The organism is Clostridium manihotivorum, assembly GCF_004015185.1.
In the GTDB taxonomy this organism is placed as follows: domain Bacteria; phylum Bacillota; class Clostridia; order Clostridiales; family Clostridiaceae; genus Clostridium_AR; species Clostridium_AR manihotivorum.
In genome coordinates, this window is the sequence record NZ_CP025746.1 from 3,891,463 (window position 1) to 3,915,191 (window position 23,729).

At 32.5% G+C, this 23,729-nt stretch carries 24 protein-coding genes; 9 read left to right on the top strand and 15 right to left on the bottom strand.

What is annotated here, in order from left to right; genetic code table 11:
- Positions 1-153: 153 nt before the first annotated feature.
- From C1I91_RS17595 to C1I91_RS17640, 10 genes are all read right to left on the bottom strand, one after another.
- Positions 154-585, bottom strand: coding sequence for an MOSC domain-containing protein (locus C1I91_RS17595; protein ID WP_128214044.1), 432 nt, complete (start codon positions 583-585; stop codon positions 154-156).
- A gap of 28 nt (positions 586-613) precedes the next feature.
- A complete protein-coding gene (moaC, locus tag C1I91_RS17600) occupies positions 614-1,081 on the bottom strand; it encodes a cyclic pyranopterin monophosphate synthase MoaC (protein ID WP_128214045.1) in 468 nt (155 codons plus the stop codon).
- A gap of 4 nt (positions 1,082-1,085) precedes the next feature.
- Positions 1,086-2,042: a GTP 3',8-cyclase MoaA gene (gene moaA / locus C1I91_RS17605; protein ID WP_128216031.1), complete on the bottom strand. Its 957-nt coding sequence runs from the start codon at positions 2,040-2,042 to the stop codon at positions 1,086-1,088.
- 465 nt (positions 2,043-2,507) lie between these two features.
- The gene (mobA, locus tag C1I91_RS17610; RefSeq protein ID WP_128214046.1) at positions 2,508-3,137 is read right to left on the bottom strand and encodes a molybdenum cofactor guanylyltransferase; all 630 of its coding nucleotides are present in this window, start codon (positions 3,135-3,137) and stop codon (positions 2,508-2,510) included.
- A gap of 14 nt (positions 3,138-3,151) precedes the next feature.
- Positions 3,152-3,721, bottom strand: a complete 570-nt coding sequence (locus C1I91_RS17615) for a 4Fe-4S dicluster domain-containing protein (RefSeq protein WP_128214047.1) — start codon at positions 3,719-3,721, stop codon at positions 3,152-3,154.
- Positions 3,722-3,723: 2 nt separating this feature from the next.
- Positions 3,724-5,097: a [FeFe] hydrogenase, group A gene (locus C1I91_RS17620; protein ID WP_128216032.1), complete on the bottom strand. Its 1,374-nt coding sequence runs from the start codon at positions 5,095-5,097 to the stop codon at positions 3,724-3,726.
- Positions 5,098-5,264: 167 nt separating this feature from the next.
- Positions 5,265-5,825, bottom strand: a complete 561-nt coding sequence (locus C1I91_RS17625) for a 4Fe-4S dicluster domain-containing protein (RefSeq protein ID WP_128214048.1) — start codon at positions 5,823-5,825, stop codon at positions 5,265-5,267.
- A 227-nt stretch (positions 5,826-6,052) separates the two neighbouring features.
- Positions 6,053-7,264 (bottom strand): molybdopterin molybdotransferase MoeA, encoded by a 1,212-nt coding sequence (locus tag C1I91_RS17630; protein WP_128214049.1) that lies wholly within the window; start codon positions 7,262-7,264, stop codon positions 6,053-6,055.
- Positions 7,265-7,283: 19 nt separating this feature from the next.
- Positions 7,284-9,422, bottom strand: coding sequence for a formate dehydrogenase subunit alpha (gene fdhF / locus C1I91_RS17635; RefSeq protein ID WP_128214050.1), 2,139 nt, complete (start codon positions 9,420-9,422; stop codon positions 7,284-7,286).
- A 315-nt stretch (positions 9,423-9,737) separates the two neighbouring features.
- A complete protein-coding gene (locus C1I91_RS17640; RefSeq protein WP_238475817.1) occupies positions 9,738-10,070 on the bottom strand; it encodes a Na-translocating system protein MpsC family protein in 333 nt (110 codons plus the stop codon).
- Between the two features lie 277 nt (positions 10,071-10,347).
- Between C1I91_RS17640 and C1I91_RS17645 the strand changes: the two genes are divergently transcribed.
- Entirely contained in the window at positions 10,348-10,836 is a 489-nt protein-coding gene (locus C1I91_RS17645; protein WP_128214052.1) for a MogA/MoaB family molybdenum cofactor biosynthesis protein, read from the top strand.
- A 389-nt stretch (positions 10,837-11,225) separates the two neighbouring features.
- Here the strand turns inward: C1I91_RS17645 and C1I91_RS17650 are convergent, their stop codons facing one another.
- Both C1I91_RS17650 and C1I91_RS17655 read right to left on the bottom strand, forming a co-directional pair.
- Positions 11,226-11,720, bottom strand: a complete 495-nt coding sequence (locus C1I91_RS17650; RefSeq protein WP_164880572.1) for a GNAT family N-acetyltransferase — start codon at positions 11,718-11,720, stop codon at positions 11,226-11,228.
- 299 nt (positions 11,721-12,019) lie between these two features.
- Positions 12,020-12,925 (bottom strand): cobalamin-dependent protein, encoded by a 906-nt coding sequence (locus C1I91_RS17655; protein WP_128214054.1) that lies wholly within the window; start codon positions 12,923-12,925, stop codon positions 12,020-12,022.
- 164 nt (positions 12,926-13,089) lie between these two features.
- On the opposite strand from C1I91_RS17655, the gene C1I91_RS17660 reads away from it, so the two are divergent.
- The 5 genes from C1I91_RS17660 to C1I91_RS17680 all read left to right on the top strand — a co-directional run bounded on the left by C1I91_RS17660 (position 13,090) and on the right by C1I91_RS17680 (position 19,493).
- Complete coding sequence (locus tag C1I91_RS17660; protein ID WP_128214055.1) at positions 13,090-14,250, top strand: ABC transporter permease; 1,161 nt, start codon at positions 13,090-13,092, stop codon at positions 14,248-14,250.
- Complete coding sequence (locus C1I91_RS17665) at positions 14,243-14,950, top strand: ABC transporter ATP-binding protein (protein ID WP_128214056.1); 708 nt, start codon at positions 14,243-14,245, stop codon at positions 14,948-14,950. The genes C1I91_RS17660 and C1I91_RS17665 overlap by 8 nt, the downstream gene beginning before the upstream one ends.
- Before the next feature lie 162 nt (positions 14,951-15,112).
- A complete protein-coding gene (locus C1I91_RS17670; protein WP_128214057.1) occupies positions 15,113-16,903 on the top strand; it encodes a DegV family protein in 1,791 nt (596 codons plus the stop codon).
- A 30-nt stretch (positions 16,904-16,933) separates the two neighbouring features.
- A complete protein-coding gene (locus C1I91_RS17675; protein WP_128214058.1) occupies positions 16,934-17,710 on the top strand; it encodes a DUF1295 domain-containing protein in 777 nt (258 codons plus the stop codon).
- 334 nt (positions 17,711-18,044) lie between these two features.
- On the top strand, positions 18,045-19,493 hold the full coding sequence (locus C1I91_RS17680) for an MDR family MFS transporter (RefSeq protein ID WP_128214059.1): 1,449 nt from the start codon (positions 18,045-18,047) through the stop codon (positions 19,491-19,493).
- 398 nt (positions 19,494-19,891) lie between these two features.
- Here the strand turns inward: C1I91_RS17680 and C1I91_RS17685 are convergent, their stop codons facing one another.
- Both C1I91_RS17685 and C1I91_RS17690 read right to left on the bottom strand, forming a co-directional pair.
- Positions 19,892-20,467: a 2'-5' RNA ligase family protein gene (locus C1I91_RS17685; protein WP_128214060.1), complete on the bottom strand. Its 576-nt coding sequence runs from the start codon at positions 20,465-20,467 to the stop codon at positions 19,892-19,894.
- A 144-nt stretch (positions 20,468-20,611) separates the two neighbouring features.
- Positions 20,612-21,688, bottom strand: a complete 1,077-nt coding sequence (locus C1I91_RS17690) for a hypothetical protein (protein WP_128214061.1) — start codon at positions 21,686-21,688, stop codon at positions 20,612-20,614.
- A 274-nt stretch (positions 21,689-21,962) separates the two neighbouring features.
- Between C1I91_RS17690 and C1I91_RS28275 the strand changes: the two genes are divergently transcribed.
- The 3 genes from C1I91_RS28275 to C1I91_RS28285 all read left to right on the top strand — a co-directional run bounded on the left by C1I91_RS28275 (position 21,963) and on the right by C1I91_RS28285 (position 22,539).
- Positions 21,963-22,103 carry a hypothetical protein gene (locus C1I91_RS28275; RefSeq protein WP_164880573.1) on the top strand — a complete coding sequence of 47 codons (141 nt, stop codon included), beginning with the start codon at positions 21,963-21,965 and terminating at the stop codon, positions 22,101-22,103.
- A 71-nt stretch (positions 22,104-22,174) separates the two neighbouring features.
- Positions 22,175-22,315 carry a hypothetical protein gene (locus C1I91_RS28280; RefSeq protein ID WP_164880574.1) on the top strand — a complete coding sequence of 47 codons (141 nt, stop codon included), beginning with the start codon at positions 22,175-22,177 and terminating at the stop codon, positions 22,313-22,315.
- Positions 22,316-22,395: 80 nt separating this feature from the next.
- Positions 22,396-22,539, top strand: coding sequence for a hypothetical protein (locus C1I91_RS28285; protein WP_164880575.1), 144 nt, complete (start codon positions 22,396-22,398; stop codon positions 22,537-22,539).
- A gap of 137 nt (positions 22,540-22,676) precedes the next feature.
- Here the strand turns inward: C1I91_RS28285 and C1I91_RS17695 are convergent, their stop codons facing one another.
- Positions 22,677-23,720, bottom strand: coding sequence for an aldose epimerase family protein (locus C1I91_RS17695; RefSeq protein WP_128214062.1), 1,044 nt, complete (start codon positions 23,718-23,720; stop codon positions 22,677-22,679).
- Positions 23,721-23,729 lie beyond the last annotated feature (9 nt).

The window sequence follows — 23,729 nt, forward strand, 5'->3', positions numbered from 1 at the left end:
CTCATATTCACAGGAGTTTTTAAAATAGATTTTAGATTGAAGTGAGCCTTTACGAAGACTTAATTTATGTATGATCGATAATACCGGCTTCTAGGAATTATCGGGCATATATAAATTAATAGTTGAAATTGGTTACCTATAGTTTAAATATAACTATAAAACTTCTATAGAATCGCCAGCTTTTATAACTCCGCCTTTTATTATCTTAGTAAATATGCCCTCCGTTGGCATTATACACTTACCAACCTTATTTTTTATAGCGCAGCCCTTATGACATTCCTTACCTATTTGAGTTACTTCCTGTATAGTATCACCTATCTTCAGCCTAGTGCCTATAGGTAATTCATATAGAACGATTCCTTCAGTAGTTATATTTTCAGCGAATTTTCCTGGAGTCAAATCAGGAACTCCAAAGTTTATCATCTTATCTATACTTTCGTTTGCAAGAAGACTTACTTGTCTATGCCAATTTCCAGCATGTCCATCACCTACAAGACCATGGTCTTCCTTAAAAGTCCCCTCAGCTACAGGAGTTTTTATAACACCTTTTATCTCACTTATATTTATAGATACTACCTTAGCCATATACTTACCGCTCCTCTTTTATCTATTACTAATCTCTTATATACTCTCCACTCTTACCACCAGTTTTCTTAATTAGCCTTATATCTGTTATCACCATCTCCTTATCAACAGCCTTGCACATATCATATATAGTAAGCGCTGCAATATTTACAGCGGTTAAAGCTTCCATTTCCACACCAGTCTTACCAATAGTACTTACGGTAGCCTGTATCTCTATTTCTTCTTCCTTCACCTCAAAACTTATATCTGAGCCTGTTAAAAGTATATTGTGGCACATTGGGATAAGCTCCCAGGTTTTCTTTGCTCCCATTATTCCTCCAACTTGAGACACTGAAAGCACATCCCCCTTTTTGATAAGCCCTTCTTTAATAAGTCTTATGGTTTCTTTTTTCATTTTAATCGTACCTCTTGCCACAGCAACTCTTTTTGTGTCTGCCTTGTCCGATACATTAACCATATGGGCTCTTCCCTCTTCGTTAAAATGTGAAAACTCCATTACTTTATCCTCCTATTGCAGTCATTTCTCTTTCTATGTACTTCCCATCTTCAAGATCATGTTCCTTGGGTTTATTTTTTACAATGTCACAAAGTACCTTGGTTATGTCTTGTCCATTTCTTACTAAAGCTTTTATGTCTATTTCTTCATCTGAATGTAAGCAAGGTTTTATCTTACCATCTGCAGTAAGTCTTACTCTATTACAGTTGCTACAGAACTTACAAGAAATAGGATTGATAAGCCCTACATTGCCTTTTCCTTTCGGAAACTTATAGTACTTAGCTGGAGAAGAACTATCCTTTGCTTCAATCTCAACAAGTTCCGGCACCTTATTAAGTACAGTTTCATTACTTAAGTATTTATTAAGGGACCAGTTCTTTACTTGGCCAATAGGCATAAGTTCTATAAACCTGACATCAATTTCCTCATCTATGGTAAGATCAACAAAATCCTTTATTTCATCTTCATTAAAGCCTTTCATTAAAACAACATTAATTTTTATAGGAGTAAGCCCAACTTTTTTTGCCTCAGCTATTCCTTCGAGCACAGCTTTAAGCTCTCCTCCCTTAGTTATATCCCTATATTTATCAGGATTTAAGGTATCTAGACTTATATTAACTCTTGAAAGTCCTGCTTCTTTCAATGCTTTTGCATATTCTTTTAAAAGAATGCCATTAGTGGTCATAGCTATTTCATCTATACCTTTAATGGTAGATATTCTTTCTATAAGGTTTAATATATCCCTTCTTACTAGTGGTTCCCCACCAGTTATTCTAACTTTATTTACACCTAGTTCTGCAAACTTTTCTGTAATATGCTGGATTTCTTCAAAGGTTAATATTTCATCATGACAAGCCTTTGCTATTCCTTTTTCCGGCATACAATACTTACATCTCAAATTACATAAATCTGTTACTGAAATTCTTAAATAATTTATATTACGCCCAAATGAATCTAATATTTTTATCACCTCCGGGACAGGGGGACGGTTCTAATGTCCCTACTAAAGTATAGTGTTCAATTTAATTCTCTGCTATCTACATAACGATATAAAACCTCTCAAAAACTTCCTCTTCCTGAAATTTTTTGAGAGGTTAAATGTCTTTAAAATTTCAATATAAGTATTAATTAGTGATACTTTGAAATTAAAAGTATATGTGCTGTATTACTTTATACTAATGACACCATCTCTAAAAATATTTTTTCAAAATTCGTTCAAGCATCGAATACATGTCCATTAAATTTCAAAAACTACTTTAAAACATGGTTCTCTTAAAGTACCATGTTGAAATTAAGTGGTAAGTCATCTGAGGTTTTGATGAGATTACGTAGAAGCCCTCTCGTATAGCAGCTCCTTCATAACCACTTAATTCCAACAGTATTCTTGGGCATAAACTAAAATGTAATATATTCAAAGACACTTACACTAAATTTCTCTTACAAACTTCCTAATATATTTCTCTAATTCTTCTTTAGTATTTAAATTTATAAACATATCAAAATCAGGATCAAAGCTTATAACAGTTTCTTCTTCTATATACAATGAATCTGAAGATAGGATCAATTCCTTTAAAGCACGCCTGTCTTCTTGTAAAAGTTCTAAAGCCTTGTTTAACATGGATTTTGAATAAAAAGCATTAAAAGGCTCAAAATACTTTTCTCTTTTAACCAAACAGCACTGTTTAGGCGTTTCCATCAGTTTTTCCTTCATAAATTCAATAAAGTCATTTCTAACAATGGGCATATCACAAGCAACAAAGTAAACATACTCACTTTTAGCCGCCTTAAGCCCCTCATAAATACCTGAGATTGGACCTCTTTCTTTATATTCATCAGAAATAAGCTTATATGGAGTATCTTTATATAATTCAGGTTTATTAGTTACAATTATTATTTCTTCAAAGCTCTTTTTTAACTTTTCAGCAATAAGTTCTATTAGATTTTCCTCTTTTAATTTTAAAAATTGCTTATCAAAACCCATTCTTGAACTCTTTCCTCCTGCAAGAATAACCGCAGTAGTGAATTTGTCCAATTTTGTTATTTTATCATAACACATATTTTTTTTCTATCCTAAACCATTGTAACTAAAGTCTTTACACTATTTTTTCTCTTCTCTTGTATCTCTTTATCTAAATTTTCATGTTTTACAAGTTTCAGTGCAGCAGTTGGGCAGGCCTCTATACAAGCAGGTCCACTTTCTCTGCCTACACATAAATCACACTTATTAGCTACAATCTTTTCCTTTAGCTGAAAACTTCCGTTAATGTCTGTTTTAAGACCTGACTGAAGAATGTTTTCCCCATTTTTAGAAGCAGCAATCATATCAATAGCCCCAAAAGGACATACTATTAAACAACTCTTACATCCAATGCAAGTATCTTTGTTTATAATGACTGCATTATCCTTGTTTACTATAGACCCATTAGGGCATGCATTGGCACAAGGAGCATTTTCACAATGTCTACATTGCACCGGTGCACTTACTTCTGCAGTCTTGATAACCTTCAAGCAGGGATTAAAATTAATATCATCTTTTTTTACTGTAAATATATTATTATCTGAATGTGCAACCACACAAGCTACCTCGCAAGTTCTACAGCCTATACACCTTTGTGGATTTGCCATAACAAAATTATTCATAATTAGTACTCCTCTCTCTTTCTTGATGAGTATTTTGTATGTAACAAGTGGTGAGATTTTTCTCCAAGAGGTTCCTTTAAAAACTCTTTATATAACTTCTTTATATATGGGTTTTCATGAGACTTTCTTATACCTGATTCTGAGTCATGTCTATATAAAGCCTTTTTTCTTTCCTCAATTCCGTTCTTCTTTAATTTATCAAGTAATATCTTAGGCTGTCCTCCACCACTAACACAACCTTCTGGACAAGTCATTACTTCTACAAAATGATAATCACATTGACCTTTCTTCACTGTTTCAAGCAATTCTTTAACATTACTAAGACCAGATACCACTGCCACCTTTAAATCTAGCTGTCCAACCTTTACCTTAGCTTCTCTAATTCCTTCTCCGCCTCTTATAAAATCCATCTCAAGCTTTGGAACTGAAGTATTAGTTAAAAGCTCATAACCTGTTCTTAGCGCTGCCTCCATTACTCCACCAGTGACTCCAAATATATTACCTGCACCACTATAAACACCTAAAGGAGCATCAAAGGTTTCTTCCTCTAAGCTAGCAAAGTCTATATTTTCTTCCTTTATTAGCTGAGCTAACTCTCTAGTGGTTATAACCATATCTACATCCTTATAACCGCTATCTTTCATTTCCTCTCTATCACACTCAAACTGCTTACAGGTGCAAGGCATAACAGCTACACTTAAGATCTTGCTTGGATCAACATTATCTACTTGAGCTCCATAGGTCTTAAATATAGTTCCAGCCATCTGTTGAGGTGACTTGCAGGTAGAAAGATGCTTTAATAATTCTGGATACTGTTGCTCTGCATATTTTACCCAAGCTGGACAGCAGGAAGTAAACATAGGAAGGTTCTTATTCTCTGTTATTCTTTTTATAAGTTCACTTCCTTCTTCCATTATGGTAAGGTCTGCACCAAAATTAGTGTCATACACTCTATTAAAATTTAACAGTCTAAGAGACGCTGCAAGCTTTCCTGGTGTTAAACTGCCAAATGGAGATCCAAATTCTTCTGCGATCGCCACTCTGACCGCAGGAGCACACTGAACAACTTTAAATATACTCTCATCTCTTAACTGTTCTCTAAGCTTTTTAACTTGTCCCATATTATATGCAGCGAATAATGGCTCCTTTATGCTACTAAGCATATTTCTAGCTTTCTTTTTATCTTCTATATTTTCTTCTCCTAATGTAAATGCCGAAGCGTAGGAACTACATATTTGTACACATTGACCACAACTTACACAGAGCTTTTCCTCTATAGTTTGTACACTTCCTAACTCACCTTTTATGGCATCTACAGGGCAGATTTCAGCACAACGTCTACAGCCTGTACATAACTGCTCATCAATATTAATCATTGCCATCCGTTAATTTCCTTTCTAACAACTAAATTGATTTCTACTTTTCCAAAAGAATCCAAATACTGTATTCTTTTAGAAAACTCCCTAAACCGTCAAATCACTAACCATTTAATTTCAGCATAGTACTTTAAGAGATTCTTAACTTTATAGCCATATCCTAAGTTCTAAAGACTTAATACTAAAGCTATATTTCTCTTCTTTCTTTCACCTTCAGCATCAAAAACCTTTAATGCATTTTTAGGGCAAGCTTCCACACAAGCAGGCTTATCACTTCCGTTGCACATATCGCACTTATAAGCAGTTGTAACTGCTTTATAAACTTCTTTTACTTTTCCTGGCTGCTTAATTTTTGTAAGAAGTTTTTCTCCATTTTCATACCTTGGTAATATATCTATAGCACCAAAAGGACACGCAGCAGCACAGGTTTTACAACCAATACATTTGTTTTCCTCTATTATTATCTTTTCCTGTTGCTCACTTATTGCTCCAATAGGACACACATTAGCGCATGGAGCATCTTCACATTGTCTACACTGAACTGGCAACTTATAGCTTCCATTATCAACCACATGAAGTCTTGCAATAACAGGCATTTCAATATTTCCAGCTGTCACAGCATTGTTTTTCTTGTCATTATGGGCTACAAAACAAGCAATTTCACAGGCCTTACAACCTATACACTTCCTGCTGTCTGCCACAACAAAGGCATTAATCTTTGAACTCATATACTTCTTACCTTTCCTCTTAACTTTCATGCTAAATATCTATTTATTCTAAATAAAGTACCTAGATTACTAAGATTTCTTTGGAAACTATACTGTCACACCTAGCGAGTTACAGCTTTATCCATGAAAATTAGAAAATCATATTAATTCTTAGCCTAGGCTCAGTATTACTAAACACTTAACTTTATCAAGGTCCTTTAAAAGACTTTTATGTATTCTTTAACTAATCATTTAAATATGAATCTTCCTTGTAGTACTTCTCCTGCTTTCATATAAGTATAATCCTCTGGAACAATAAGTACTCCATTAGCTTTACTTATAGTTGTTAACTTATTAGAACTTTGAGAGCCTATCTTATAAGCATAATAATTGTTATTTTCTTTAACTAATCTTACATAAATAAGCTTTACTCTTCCTTTTCTAACCTTAAAATCCTCTGCTAATATAACAGGAAATTCTTCCTTCATATATTGCTCTTTACCCATTATTTTTTTACAAGCAGGTTCTATAAACTGCTCGAAGGTAGTTATAGCTGAAAGTGGATTTCCTGGAAGGCTAAAGAATAGTTTATCCTTATAAGTGGCAAAACTTATCGGCTTTCCAGGCTTTATAGCAACAGAGTTAAATTTGATATCAGCATCTATTTCTTTTAATATATCTTCAACAAAATCATAGTCCCCTGCAGAGGCCCCTCCTGAAGTTATAACAACATCAGTTTTTTCTAGAGCTTCTTTTATAACCTTTGTAAGTACAGCTTTATCATCTTTTACAATGCCAAAGGATAATACCTTAATCCCCATGGTTGTAAGCATTGAGGTTATTGCATATTCATTGCTGTTTCTTATCTTTCCTTGTCCTATTGAATCTTCTATAGCAACAAGTTCATCTCCAGTTATAATAAGCCCTACCACTGGTCTCTTATATACTTCTACCTCTTTATAGCCTAATGATGCAAAAAGTCCAATTTCTGCTGGTCTTATTTCACTTCCTTTGTGAAGCACCAAGTTCCCTGGATGTAACTCTTCACCAAACTTTATAACATGGTTTTCTTCTTTCACCTCATTATATAGGTAGACCTTGTCACCTTCTGTAGTTACCTTTTCTACTTCTATAACGCAATCTGCTTGTAGAGGTATCGGGGCTCCAGTCATTATCTTATAGGCTTCTCCTTCTTTTATGCTTTCAGTACACCACTGTCCGGCTTTTATAACACCTTTTACCTTAAAACCTTTAGGATTTTCATCACTTATGCCTAAGGTATCACAACTTCTTAGGGCATATCCATCCATAGCAGACTTATCAAAAGGAGGCAAGTAATCCTTAGATAGTATGTCTTCTGCTAATACAAGGCCATTACATGACAATATATCTAGCTTTTCCTTACCTATAATTTTAGCTTCCTCAGAAATTATTCTTAATGTATCACTTACACTAATCATTTTAACTATCCTTTCATTATTAACTCTTGAACACTAACATCTTCTCTCTTAAAGCATTGTATTCATCTATCAAATTCTTTTCAGCTTGTTTTTGATCTTCTATCTTATCAACTCTTATTGCACAATATTTAAACTCTGGGGTCTTGGAAATAGGATCTAAAGCATCTATGGTAAGCTCATTACAAGCACCTATCCACCACTGATAAGTCATAAAGGTTGCTCCTTTTTTAACTCTCTCAGTTACATCTGCTCTAGACATTACTGAGCCTCTTCTTGAAGTTACCTTTACTAACTCTCCATTTTTTATCCCAAGTTCCTTTGCATCCTCAACACTAATTTGTATAAAACCAGGCTCATCTGCTAGATTTTGAAGAGCACGACAGTTTCCAGTCATTGTTCTTACGGAATAGTGTCCAACTTCTCTTACTGTTGAAAGTGTAAGCGGAAAATCCTTATCAGTTTTTTCTAATGGCGCTCTCCAAGCACAAGCAAATAATTTACCTTTTCCATTTGCAGTTGAGAATACATTATTTTCATATAAGTAAGAAGTTCCTTTATGGTCTTCTGTAGGGCATGGCCACCTTACTATACCTTGATCTTCCATCTTTTTATAACTGGCTCCAGCAAACTTAGGGCATAAAGACCTCATTTCATCCCAGATTTCTTCAGTATTATTATAACTCATTTGGTATCCCATTGCTGTAGATATCATTGAGATTATCTGCCAATCAGTCTTCACATCCCCTTTTGGCTCAATAGCTTTTCTTATTCTCTGGAAACCACGGTCAGCAGAAGAGTAAACTCCATCATGCTCTCCCCAAGAGGTTGCAGGAAGTACCACATCTGCGTGTAAAGCAGTTTTATTCATAAATATATCCTGCACTATAACAAATTCTATCTTGTCTAAAGCTTCTCTTAGTTCTGAGGCATTAGGATCACTTTGCACTGGATCTTCTCCAAATATGTAATAGGCTTTTACTTTATCCTCCTGCAACACTAAATGAGGTATCTCAGTCAAATGATATCCAACTTCCTTTGGAAGCTTTACTCCCCAGGCTTTTTCAAACTTGTCTCTAGCCTTCTTATCAGTAACTTCTTGATATCCTGGGAAAACATTAGGAAGCACTCCCATATCACAGGTTCCCTGAACATTATTTTGTCCTCTAACTGGTCCAATACCAACGTTAGGTCTAGCAAAGTTTCCAGTTAATAGTGCTAATGACGCCAAGCCCTTTACCACATCTACCGCTTGAGAAAATTGGCACACTCCCATACCATAAAGAATTGTTGCATTCTTAGCCTTCGCATACTCTCTCATAGCTTTTCTTATACTATCAGCTTTCACACCAGTTATTGTTTCAGCATATTCTGGCGTATATTTTTCTACAGAAGCCTTATATTCTTCAAAGCCTTCAACATATCTTTCAACGTATTCCTTATTGTATAAATTCTCACTTATAAGTACATTTCCAAAGGCATTTACTAACGCCATATTTGTACCACCTTTAATAGGAAGCCATAAGTCAGAGATTCTTGCCACCTCTGTCTTTCTTGGATCTGTTACTATGATTTTTGCTCCTTTTTCCTTAGCCTTAATTATTCTCCTAGCTACTATAGGATGAGTTTCAGGTGGATTATATCCAAATATGAATACTAAGTCTGTATTCTCAATCTCTGGAATTGAATTGGACATAGCTCCATCTCCTAAAGAATATCTTAGTCCAGCTACAGATGGTCCGTGACAAACTCTAGCACAATGGTCAATGTTATTGGTGCCAACTGCTGCTCTCATGAACTTTTGCATTACATAGTTAGCTTCATTTCCTGGACCTCTTGCAGAACCAGTACCCATTATTGCATCTGGCCCATACTTTTCCTTGATTCTCATAAGATTATCAGCAGTAAATCTTATAGCTTCATCCCAAGAAACCTCTTCTAATATGCCATTTTTTCTGATCATAGGTTTATTTAATCTTGAAGTTAATAGCTTTGGATCATTTAAGAAATCCCATCCATAAAGTCCCTTTAAACATAAATTGCCTTCATTATTGTCTCCATTAGCAGCTTCAGCTCTAACTATTTCTCCATCCTTAACCACTAGAAATAGCTGACAACCACTACCGCAATACGGACATACCGTTAAAACTTTTTCTTCCATAGTAATCTACACTCCTCTTATTATCTATTTGAAAATTCGCTAAAGCGACCTTCTTCAGTGAATTTATTTACGCATTTGACTTTCCAAATTTACATGAGGCAAATCTGGCAGTACAAGTATTTTTTTATTCTTTCATAAAAGAACATCCAAATCGTCCACGCATACTCCTCCAACAATTTAACGCTATATAAATTATTAAAAAATAAAAACCAGTACAAAACCTGAAGCTAGTAAGCCGCAAGCTAGTACTGGTTTACCTAAAAGCTAAGATAATTTTTACAAAGGCAAAATATCTTTCTTTCTAATCTAACCATGTTATATCAAATTTATTGTTATTACTACAGTCCTATTTTCATTCTCTAGGTTAAGGACTTTCCAGCTATAATTAAAATCTCTTTTAAATAGCTCTCTTGCTTCATCGATAAAGCTTTTTTCCAAATGGGGCTTCATTATTTCCCAATAACTTTTAACTAAATTTATGGCTCCCTCATTAACTAAAATCTCAGATAAATTAGATAAAATTCCTTTTATGTCTAACACTATTGTATCGGTATCAATCATTTTTACCTTAACATATTCTGGGCCTTTTCCTCTATAATGCTTTATGATCTTAACTGCTAACTTTTTAACATCTTCTTGTAAATCCACATTAGTGGCACACATTTAAGCACCTCTATCTATATCAACTGATAATATTCGCACAAAGATAATTTTACTACCATTATAAATTCCAGTCAACTTGTCTCCCTTCACATAATACTGCTTCTATAATTATTTCGTCCAAAATAATCACAATATGTCGAAAGAGATAAGTTATTCTTCTTGTTGCTTTATATCCTTTATTTTTTCATCTTGATTATTCCAATCTCTTTACAAAAACAATCAATGTAGTATAATTAAGGAGTTTTAAAGGAGTGAACGAAAAATGATAAAAACCGCAATATTAACCATAAGTGATAAAGGATCAAGAAATGAGAGAATTGATACCACTGGTCCAGCTATAAAAGCTTTGCTTGATGAAAATACATACTCTATAGAATACTATAAAGTAATACCAGATGAAATTGAGATAATAAAAAAAGAGCTTATTTACTTAAGTGATGAAATGAACATAAATTTTATTTTGACTAATGGTGGAACTGGCTTTTCCCAAAGAGATGTTACCCCAGAAGCTACCTTAAAAGTTATAGAGAAGCAAGTCCCAGGGATAGCTGAGGCAATGAGAGCTGCTTCCTTAAAAATAACTCCAAAGGCAATGCTTTCTAGGGCTGTGTGCGGAATAAGAAAGTACTCGCTAATTGTTAATCTACCTGGAAGCCCAAAAGGTGCTATAGAAAACTTAGAAGTTATACTTCCTGCAGTTCCTCACGGAATTCAAATTCTTACTGGTGAAGCTTCTGAATGTGCAAGATAAGCTTATATTATTTTAAGTTAATAAATTTTAATCCACTAATATAACAGGCTACATTTTAAAGCTTTTGACATGTGGTCTCCTTAAAGGGTTTCTATAGGGTTTCATTACGAAAACTCAATTAATACGTCTCTATAATCCAAGCTTCTGAGGATTATCTATAGCATGCAAGAATTAATAGTTTAGTTAGGAACCCTGTAAAAATGCACCACTTCGTAATATCTTTAATAATCCTATAAAACCCGCATAAACACTATATATTTATATCTTCATAACAAGTTTTATTTTTTCTTTTTGCTATATAGGAATACAGCATCAGGTCTAAAGTATCTATTTATTAACTACTTGATAAAGCATTATACTTTAACATTTTCTTTTTAGTATATCTAAGTTTATAAGTATAATATGTAACTAAAGCCATGTTCCCTTCTTTCATGAACTTTAAACCCAGCTTTTTCAAACATTCTCTTAGAGGCAGTGTTGTAGCTATAAATTTCATTGACCTGTAAGCTAGTAAACTCTAAATATCTAGCTCTTTCAATCAATGCTTTTATGACTTTTAACCCAATCCCCTTTCCTCTATAGCTCTTATCACCAATTACTATTGGTATGTCTTTGGCAGAAAAAGTAACATCTCCTATAGGAATGAATTGATCTTTCATCTTCACCTCAATAAAATACAATTCTCCTTTGTTATTTAGAAATGTATACATCCTTTTCAGCTTTTCCAAGTCATAAATACTTGAGGTTTTCCCATCTACCATATCCACTGTTTCTCTATCCCTATACCATTCCAATGCAAAATCATAATTCCAATCAAATTTTCTAAGTCTTAATTCTTTATCTATAGGTAATATACTCGGTTGTTTTTCAGAACTAATATCCATGTTCATCACCTCATTAACTAAATACAGATGTAACAATTCATACTAAAATTTATCTTCTAAAATAATCCTCTCAGAATCCAGAATATTTTTAAAAATAGTAACCCACCTGAAATGCTATATCTCTAACTAAAAATCCGTGTAAATAAATATTACCATAATAATGCAGCTAGTACACTATCATGGTAATTTTTGAATCTGCCGCTTGGCAATGCTTTATATTTTTAAACTCTTCCTTCAAAAAACAAGGTAAAGCTAAAAATAAATACATCATAAAAGGTATAAGTGTTTTTATGAATAGTTTATTCATATTTTCTTCCCATTAGCTCAAGCATATCTTCCGTATTTGATGAAAACTTATCTGCACCAGTACTCTTCCATAACTCAGGGTTATTCTTGAAAGCTCCGCCTCCTATAACTATCTTTGGAGGATTCTCTTTAAAGTTTTCTTTTATAGCTTCTACCATATACTTAGCTGAATCAATATGGTATTCCATAGTAACTGATATTGCTACAAGATCAGGCTTTTCTGTAGCCACAGCCTTTACTAAACTTTGAACTGGTACATTAGATCCTAGGTAAACTGTGTTCCAGCCTTCCATCTCTAGCATGTCTAAAACCATTTTAAGACCAATATTGTGTAGTTCTGGTCCTGCGGTTACACCTATTACTGAGCAAGCTCTATGCTTCTTTCTTTTTTCTCTAGCTTTTATCTCTCTCATAGAGTCCATGGTTACTTCAGATATGAAGTGCTCTTGCCATATATCTATTTTCCCTGCTTCCCATAGGTTGCCTACTTCCTTTAGAGCTTTTTCAAATATACCAAAATATATAAAGCCCATAGGAAGTCCTTTTTCATATATATCAATAATTAAATCTCTAGCAGCCTTACTGTTTCCCTCTAATAAATAATTAAGGTAGATCGTAAATACTTTCTCTTTATCTTCAAATAACGATTCATCATCAATTGTACTTTTATTATCCTCTAAAGCATTAAACTCTTTTTTCTCTCTTCCAAGCAAGTAATCTAAACTTACTTTAAACACCTCTGCTAGTTTTTGAAGCATCTCAGCGTCTGGTACCCTAATTCCATTTTCATAATTAGCTATGGTAGTTTGTGCTACCCCCAATAATTCTGAAAGCTGCTTTTGAGTAAGCTTATCTCTTTTTCTTAAGTTTTTTATATTTACCGAAATAGTTTTATCCATACTTTTCACCTCTTAAAGAAATTTTAACACATTTTGTGATATTTTTATATATTGTATATTGATTTATTTCATTTTGTGGTATATGATTATATTATAAATTAATTAATAGTTATTATCAAGTAATACAAATTATATAATAAAAATAGTAATGGAGGTAATTTAAGGTGAAATTATCATTTAAAATTGCAGCAAGGTTTTTAAAGTCTACCAAAGGTCAGACTGCTTTAATAGCATTAGGAATAGCCGTTGGTGTATCGGTTCAAATATTTATAGGTTCATTAATACAAGGGTTACAAAAAAGCTTAGTTAATAAGACAATAGGAAGCTCTTCACAAATAACTGTAAGCTCAACCTCTTCTGATAGACTTATAGGTAATTACCAAGACATAGTTGACAAAGTAAAGAACTCAGATGAAAGAATTAAAAACGTGTCTATGGTTTCAGATGGACCTGCCCTAATAAAAAATGACAGCAAAACTTATTCTGTACTACTAAGAGGTATGAATATAAATGATTCTGATAAAATCTATAATTTAAAAAGTAGCATATATGAAGGAAAGGAACCTGAAAGTAAGTTTGAAACCCTTATGGGAAAAGACTTAAAAGAGGAATTAAACTTAAAATTAAATGACAAAGTTGATATAATAACAAACTCTGGTAAAATTCAAAGTTTAACTGTAACTGGATTTTATGATTTAAAGGTTGCTACTATTAACAAATCTTGGCTAGTAACTGATTTTGATACAGTGAAAGAACTTTTCGCAACTGGCGACAAGATAACTGGAATAGAAATGCAAGTAACTGACGTATTTAAAGCTGATGAAATTGCTTCAAAGGTTTCTACAAATATTAATAGTAACGCTGTTAAAGTAGATAACTGGAAGGCTCAAAATGCTTCCTTGCTTAGTGGACTAAATGGTCAAAGCGCTTCAAGTTACATGATTCAAGTATTTGTAATGATATCAGTAGTTTTAGGTATAGCTAGTGTACTGATGGTTACAGTTGTACAAAAATCTAAACAAATAGGAATTCTTAAGGCTATGGGAATTAAGGATAGACAGTCTAGCTTGATCTTCTTGTTTGAAGGTTTCTTACTTGGAATCATGGGAACAGTAATTGGAGTAGCTTTAGGACTTGGACTTAGTTTCTCTTTCTCAACTTTCGTGAAGAATCCAGATGGTAGCCCTCTAATTGAACTTTATATAAACTATAAATTCATAGGTTTATCAGCCTTTGTAGCACTGTTAGCATCTACAATAGCTGCACTAATTCCAGCTAGAGGTTCATCAAAATTAAATCCAATAGAGGTGATTAGAAATGCATAATGTAATAGAATTAAAAAATATTGATAAAGTATATGGTTCAGTAATAAAAACTCAGGTTTTAAATGATATAAGTTTATCCTTTGAAGAAGGTACCTTTAATTCCATAATTGGTGCTTCTGGTAGTGGTAAGAGTACTTTATTAAATATAATGGGGACTTTAGATAAACCATCAAGTGGTGAAATCTATATAAATGGAATTAGAACTGATAAGATGAAGAAAAATCAGCTTGCAGAACTTCGCAATAAGACTATAGGTTTCATATTCCAGTTCCATTACCTACTACCTGAATTTACAGCATTAGAAAATGTGCTTATGCCTTATATGATAGGCAATTCTAAACCCTCTAAAGAAATAATCAAAAGAGCTGATGAGCTTTTAGACTTAGTTGGACTAAGCAAGGTAAAAAATAATTTGGCCACTAATATGTCCGGTGGTCAACAGCAAAGAACTGCTATCGCAAGAGCTTTAATCAACAATCCAAAGATAGTTTTAGCAGACGAACCAACTGGTAACTTAGACTCGGAATCTACAGAAAATATTTATAAACTTTTAAGAGATATAAATGAAAAGATGAAAACCACTTTTATAGTCATTACTCACGATAACAGAATAGCTGAAAAAGCAGATAGAATCATCGAAATAAAAGACGGAAAAATCACCATGGATACATCAAAGGAAAATCTTGCAATAGGCCTTTAAACTATACTATTAAAGTGGATTTTTCTAAATTTACTAAAGGACGATATCAGCAATCACCATACTTAGTTGACTTAGTTATACATTAAACAAAAATATAGAAATCAATAAATTGCTGGTATCTCCTTTATCAATTATAAAAGCAATTTAATCAGGAGAAATAATATGGACTCTAATATTATAGATGGAAACAAGCTTTATTTCGCCTTCTTAGCAGGTGCAAATGAAGTATCAAAAGAAAAAGATAATTTAAATAAAATTAATGTGTTTCCTGTTGCTGATGGTGATACGGGAACCAACTTAAAAAATACACTAGATTATATAATTAGGTACTCTACTCCATCAGTTTCTGCCTCTGAAACCTTAAAATCACTTGCTGATGCGGCTATAGGTGGTGCAAGAGGAAATTCGGGTTCAATTTTTGCTCAATATATATGTGGTATGGCAGATTCTATAGGAAATGCTGATTTTTTATCTTCTAATACATTATCACAATGTGCTAACTCTGCTGTAATATATGCTTACAACTCAGTTATGGAGCCTGTAGAAGGAACTATATTATCAGTTATGAAATCCTGGTCCATAGCATTAAAAGAAACACAAGAGTTATATACCAGCCTTGAAGATATGTTGTATCAATCATTGCAAATAGCAAAGACTGCATTAACCAATACCAATAGTGAACTTTTTGCACTTAAAGGTACCTCTTTAGTGGATTCTGGTGCTAAAGGCTTCCTTCACTTTATTGAAGGTTTTTCTAACTATATAGTAAATGAAGAAATGCTAGATTATGAAATTACTAAAGAGGAAGTCACTGCTACAGAGGAGTGTTTAGATAGTGATCATAAGCTTCAGGATATAAAGCATAGGTATTGCACAGAGGCTATATTAGAACCGTCAGTTGTAGATATGAATTCTATAAAAAACGCTTTGATCTCCTTTGGGGATTCACTTATAGTTGCAGGTAACTCTAATAAAGTTAAGATTCATATTCATACAAATAATCCTACAGAGCTTTTTCTTAAACTAAGACAATATGGAAAGATATTAGAACAAAAAATAGATGATATGCAAAAACAAAATGATATTGTAGCTAACAAAAAATATAATATAGCTTTAGTCACTGATTCTATAGCTGATATTCCGAAAACTTTAATTGATAAATATCAGATAACTGTTATTCCTATAAGTATTTTACTTGAGGATAGCATTTATTTAGATCGGTTAACCATCGATTCAGACAGTTTTTTTGAAATTGAAAAAAGCTTAAAGGAATACCCTACTTCTTCTCAACCTTCAATTAAAAATGTAGAAGCCACTTTTTCCTTTCTTTCCACCCACTATGATTCAATAATAGCCATAATGGTATCAAAAGAGCTTAGCGGAACTTTTAATGTAGTAAATAAGGCTGCAGAGGCTTTAAGTAAGCAAGGTAAAAAAATATCTGTAATAAACTCCAGGCTTAACTCAGGCGCTCAAGGCTTGTTAGTTGTAAAAGCAGCAAAAGAGATCGCAGCAAATAAATCCCATGAACAAGTTCTAGAGACTATAAATTCATGTATTACCAAAACTAAGATATACGTAAATGTGAATACCCTCAAATACATGGTAAGAGGAGGAAGGGTGAAGCCTTTAGCTGGATGGCTAAGCAAATTAGTTAATATAAAGCCAATTGTGTCACTTGATAATAGTGGAAAAGGCATAGCTTTTGGAAAGTCCTTCAGCTCTAAGGGAAGCAAGAAAAAGCTATTAGCCCTAATAAAAGAGCAACTTTCAAAAAGTAAAATTGAAGACTATGTTATTGTCCATGGAGATGCTATGGATAAAGCACTTGAACTAAAAGAAAACCTAAAGACCTTAATAGGAAAAGAGCCACTGTTTATAATGCCAGTATCTACAGTAGTTGCTATGAGTGCAGGACGAGGGTCTGTAGCAATAGCATTTATAACCAAATAAAAATTTCAATAACTGATAAAGGAGGATAATATGGATTCAATATATATATTCAGCGCGTTAATATTACTATGTTATTTTGTCATATTCTTTATTATAGGACAAATTGTAAACAATAACTCAATAGTTGACATAGCCTGGGGGCTTGGTTTTGTTATAGTAGCTATGTCCACTTACTTTATTAAAAGCGATATGTCAATAAGAAGCACTTTGCTAACCTGCATCATCACAATATGGGGAGTTAGACTTTCCTTATATATAGGTAAAAGAAATATAGGAAAAGGTGAAGACTATAGATATGTGAATATGAGAAAAAGATGGGGCACTACCCTTCCAAGACTAAAGGCCTTTTTAAATGTCTATGTATTACAAGGGGTACTTCTCTATATAATAGCTCAGCCTATATTAATAGTTAACTATAATGTAAATACAGATTTGAAACTACTAGATTATTTAGGTTTAACTGTTTGGATTATTGGCTTTTTATTCGAAGCAATAGGTGATCATCAACTTAGAAAGTTCAAATTAGATCCAAAGAACAAAGGGAAAATAATGAAGTATGGTCTTTGGAAATATACAAGACACCCAAACTACTTTGGAGAGGCAACCATGTGGTGGGGAATTTTATTAATAGCCCTATCAAGTAAGTTAAATCTATTAATCATCATAAGTCCTACAATTATGACTTTACTTTTGTTATTTGTTTCTGGAGTACCACTTCTTGAGAAGAAATATAAAGATAATAGCGAATTTATTGAATATGCTAAAATAACCAACAAGTTTATACCTGGTTTCCCTAAGAAGAAATAGCTTAAATATTTAATATATTCCACTATAAACTTCAAATATATATGTACCACTTCATACTAATAGCTTCATTTTCTAACTCTCCACTGAGAATCCAGAGTAGTTTTGAAAATAGCTTTCAGCCTGAAGTGGTAGTTCTTTATAGGATTACTTTACGAAAACTTAAGTCATGCATATTAAAAAACAACGTTCTCTAGGAATTTTTGCAGCATAAGTAACTTAATAGTTGAATTTATAATCCTATACATTATTAAAATAAAATCTATCTATAGCCAATCATTCTCCTCTAAATTGTGCTAAAATGATATAGACATTATATAGAAGGAGTGGTTTCTTAGTGGATTCACGAAAAAACAGCATAATAGTAGCACTAATGGTAGCAATGTTTTTAGGAGCTGTAGAAGGAACAGTAGTAACTACTGCTGTGCCATCAATAGTAAAAAGCTTAAATGGTTTTGAGCTTATAAGTTGGGTATTTTCTGCTTATATGCTTACTTCAGCTATCTCAACGCCTATTTATGGTAAATTGTCAGACTTATATGGAAGAAAGCTTATGCTTTCAATAGCAATATCTATATTTTTAGTTGGAAGCTTCTTATGCGGCTTTTCTCATAACATGTACGAGCTTATATTCTTTAGAGCGCTTCAAGGACTTGGCGCTGGAGGAATATTCACTATAAGCTATACTATAGTAGGTGATGTATTTACTTTGGCAGAAAGGGCTAAGGTACAGGGCTGGCTTAGTTCAGTTTGGGGAATTGCCAGCTTAGTTGGCCCTTTTCTTGGTGGTTTTTTTATAGATTATTTAAGTTGGAACTGGATATTCTTTATAAATTTACCCTTTGGAATACTTTGCATTATACTACTTCAAAAGAATCTTAAAGAAGCTTTTGAAAAAACAAAGCATAAAATTGATTTTTTAGGTACTATACTTCTTTCAGTAGCGATACTATTCATATTACTAAGTATTATGGCTGCAGAAAAAAGTAGTAGTTTCTTATCTACAAGTATTGTTATTTTCTTCATACTTGCAATTGTTACGTTCTTCGTATTTTATAAAGTAGAACAAAAGGCTGAAGAGCCTATTATACCTTTTGAGATATTTACAAAGACAAATACTATTACTAATATCATAGGCTTTTTAGCATCAGCTGTACTTATAGGCTCAGATGTGTATATGCCAATATATATTCAGAATATACTAGGAAAAAGTGCTACAATATCAGGTTTATCCTTAGCTCCAATGTCAATTTCTTGGCTTATAGCCGCTGTAGTATTAGGAAAGGCATTAACTAAATATGGTGAAAGAAATGTGACTATCTTCTCTTTTATTATTTTATTAATAGGCGCAATACTTTTAGCAACCTTAGGCATAAATTCACCGTTAATTTTGTCTATGCTATATACCTTTATTTTGGGCATTGGTTTTGGAGGTATCTTCACTATTATTACCATCATAATTCAAAGCTCTGTAGATTTTAATATGCGTGGTGCTGCAACTGCATCAAATACCTTGCTCCGCACTTTAGGCCAAACAATTGGTGTAAGTGTCTTTGGAAGTATGTTTAACTTAAGCATAATAAATTACTTTAATAAGGTAGGAGTACAAAATATAGATCCTAATAATTTGTATTCTAAAGCTGAAGCAGGTTTAAAATTTACTATATCAAATATAAAAAACTCTCAGATATCTGGTATAAGAAATATATTTATAGTATTGATAGTTCTTTCAGTGGTTTGTCTCTTGCTATCCTTTGCTCTTCCAAACAAACTAAAAGAAGACTAAAATTTGATAGTTCTTATTAACTATAGGTATCCTTTACGAAAACTTAATTTATACATGTTCGATAATCCCGGCTTCTGGTGATTATCGAGCATACATAAATTGATAGTTGAAGTTGGATAACTATAAAAACTTTTAAAATAGAACCCGTGAATATATTATTAGCAACTTAAATATATTCATGGGTTCTAAACTATCACTTACAGCTATACATTGATACACTCCTATATATTTTAAATTTATATTTTGAACTCTTCTCAGAAGTCAGAGAACTTTAGCATTGTATTTTAGATCGAATTTGACTATATTCATAACCTAACAAACACTATTTCAAGCATAATACCCTTAATTGAGTTAAGCTTAGCAAACACTTAATTTCAATATGGTAGCTTAATAGTAAATTACATTAATACATAATCATCAGCATTTTCCTTTGCTTTTATGCTGCTATTATTAAAACTGTATTCCTTATGCAATACCCAAGTATTATTTTCCCACTTATAAATGCAAACATTGTCAAAGGAACTCCTAAACTCACAGGGAATTTTTGATACATGTTCCCAGATATACTGATAGATAGGCTTTATATTCTTAGACGCAACAGTTATATGGAATGCCTTCTCTTTACCTTCATTTTCTTTAAAAGTTATGTAGTTGAAGGAGTCTAAGATATCTATTATTTTATCATGAACTTCCTTACCTTCCTCAGTTAGCTTCATACTCATATAAACTACTCTGTTATCGAAGTGATCAAATCCATCAATTTTAAGTGGAGTTACTCTTTGCGCCTTACAAAAATCATCAAGCTTCTCCTCAAGCTCAGAAATACTACCTTCATATTCAAAAGGTGCCTTAATGGTAAAATGAGCAGGTAGTTTTGAAGACTTAGATTTGAACTTACTGTACAATTCCCTTCTTAAATTATTATTAAATGCCCCTGCCTCACCCTTAATTACAGATACAATAACATATCTCATAATAACATCTCCTTCATATTAAAATCATAAATAAACTAAAAGAATATAGATTTCTTATATATAAAAAGATGCATATTCCAATTAATAAAATTAGAATACACATCCTTAGTATTAAACTTTAATAAATATTTATTTATAATACTTCTAATTAACTTCTTGCTTTTCTCTTAGCTCTTCAACATACTTCTTCCATTGATAAATAAAATCCGACTTGTTTTTCTTATACATCTTATTCATATCATTAGTGTACCCAACAAAGGTTCCTAAATTAAGTTGTGCTATAAAGTTCAATATTTCATCTATTCTTTTAGCCTTTCTAGTAACAGAAACGCTATAGGCTTCTCCGTCAGAAAATACAAAGTTTATAAAGTTATTTTTCCCTGCTGGAATAAATCCGTAGACTTTATTTTGAATTGTCTTTTTATAGGTCCACATAAGCTCTTTAATAGGCATAGCAAAGACAATCTGCTGACTATCTACAATTATATAATTTTTTGTAATTGTTACAGGTCCGTTTTTATAAACATTAGGTTCCTTAACTTCTTCATCCACCTCTTTAAGTAGCTGATCTAAATTGCCATTTGCATAAACCTTCATACTTTTCATTGCTTTCTTATTTTTTACTACTACTGGAATATAAATAACACATAAAGCAAATACTAGAATTGCAACTCCTATAATTGGAGCCGTCACCTCTTCCAAAGGTGTAGCATCCTTAAGATATGCTCCATATATTGCGTCTTCTGCTTTACTAGCTGAAACGCCTTCCTTAATTAATTGATCTTTCATAAAGCTGTATTCATTTTCTTTAAAATTTTCTAGCTTTCCATGAAAGCTATAGACACCGCTTTCCTTCTTAGCTAACTTATCATATTCATCATTAGATATACTTATACATAAAAGTTTATTGCTTACATTGACTGCTATAATATGTTCACTAACACTTTCGCTAGTTTTTATACCAAATCTACTTCTAGTAACCTTTATAACTGTATTCATATCATAAACATCATTAGAATCTATTTTTACATATTTTTTTGTTGCAGAAGCAATATTATAATCTTCAGCAGTTTTTATTACTATTGCTTTATTAGAATAATCTTTATATTCAAAAACAGCAGAAGCAATTAACAGTGCTATAATTAATATAAAAAATATTAAACCTATTGATCTTATTCTCCATCTTTTTTTATTGATTTTAATAAAGTATGAGTTTTCCATAAATACCTCCAATTTGTAATATATCCCCATTATATACACATGTGCTAATAGTGTCAAATCAGGTACTATTTTGTCACATGAAATTGTTATCATTATATTATTTTAATATATATTTTTCTCTTTTGATATTAATATGACAAAAACCTCCAAATAGCTTTTTCTTATATTTTAACAACTTTTCCCTAATAACATAAATAGCTTATCTTCTTTGCAATATCTTAACAGGCATACTTTAAGCAAATAATCAAAGAATAAAAAAGGAGGTGATTTTAATATGGGAAAGATAAATGATAAAAATAAGTTAGGTGATAAAAAAGCATATCTAAACAAATATAAAAATTCAGAACCTAATCCAGTAGATACAAATGGAGATAAAGATATGAGAGAACCTGTACGTGGATTACCTCAAAGATAGATTTTATTAAGTCTCATTAATTTCTAAGGAACTTAGATGCTATATTTAAAGTAATGGAGGTGTTTTAGGAAATGAGAAAATCAAGAGATTTGGATGCATTCAAAAAAGAACACCACTCAAAAGATAAAGATTTTAACCCAGAGCCAGTGAAAATAGTTTGGAATAAAGATTCAAAAAAGCCAACAATCAAAGAACCAGAAGAACGTTTGTAATAATATAAAGATTTTAAAGGAAAGGATGTAAACAATAACTCTTTATAGAGTTTTATAAGTTTTACATAGGGTATATTATTATGACACAAAAACTAGGAAAAAATAATAGAACCGGTGAAAAATCTTATTATAGAAATAAAAATAATAAATCTGCAGCTAATCCAGTAAATGCAGAGAAAAATGAAAACACAAGCATGCCAGTAAGGCATCTTCCAGAACATTAGAGAATAAGAAGCCTACAGAGAAATCGCAAAACTCTGTAGGCTTCTATATTTATATGGATTAAAGCAAAACGCTTTAATGGGGGCAATATTGAGGATTAGTTAATAATAAATCAGACACTATGCTGAGTTATTAGATATTATACAGTGTAGAACTTATACTTAGTCCAACGACTATATTTTTCGCCAGGATTTAATAAGGATTGCTCTTTGTTGCAGCCATCAAAACCTATTGGAGCATTTTGAGTTTCTAAACAAACAGCCATTCTCTTCTCTGGCAAGTTACCATTGTAAAGCTTTCTGTCAACAGGATAGTTTGTGGTATATATAACCACATACGGATTGTTTGTAGTTACTGTCATAGCACGGCCTGACTCTTCATCCTTTAATTCTGCAAGGCCTATTTCATTATCAAACTTGAATGGGTGATCATATCCACCACCAGCTTTAATTTGATAATCATCTGCTATTACTTCTTTTCCTATTTCCTTTTCAACTCTAAAATCGAAAGGTGTACCTGCTACTTCTATCTCTTTACCAGTAGCCCCAAAGTCTTCAGATAGTTCTAGGTAATTGCTAGCTTCTATCTTAAGTTTGTGCTTTAATGCATTTCTTTCAGCATTTCCACTAAGGTTAAAATAGCTGTGGTTTGTGATATTAAGCACAGTAGCCTTGTCAGTTTCACCTTCTATAGTAAAGAAAAACTCATTTTCATCATTTAAGAAGTATTTAACAATTAACTTTACTTCACCAGGGAAGCCAGCTTCTCCATCTACGGAAGTATATTCTAACACAAGACCAACTTGATCCTTATCTTCAAAACCACATACGTTCCATAGCTTTGTATGATAACCGTAGCTTCCGCCATGTAGGTTATTTACACCTAGATGGTTTGTTTCAAGCTCATAATTCTTACCATCTATTTCAATCTTACCAGTATAAATTCTACCTGCAAAACGGCCTATTACTGCTCCATAATATGCTTCATTATCAAAGTAGTCATCAATATTTTCATAACCTAGAACAATATTTTTAAACTCACCATTTTTGTCTGGAGTAAAAATTCCAGTAATTGTTCCACCTAAGTTTAGCACTGAAACTCTTACTTTATTTTTATTTTCTATGGTATATTCTATTAAATCCTTACCTTCGTAGGAGCCTATAGTCTTAAAGCTGTATCCCATCTTCCCACC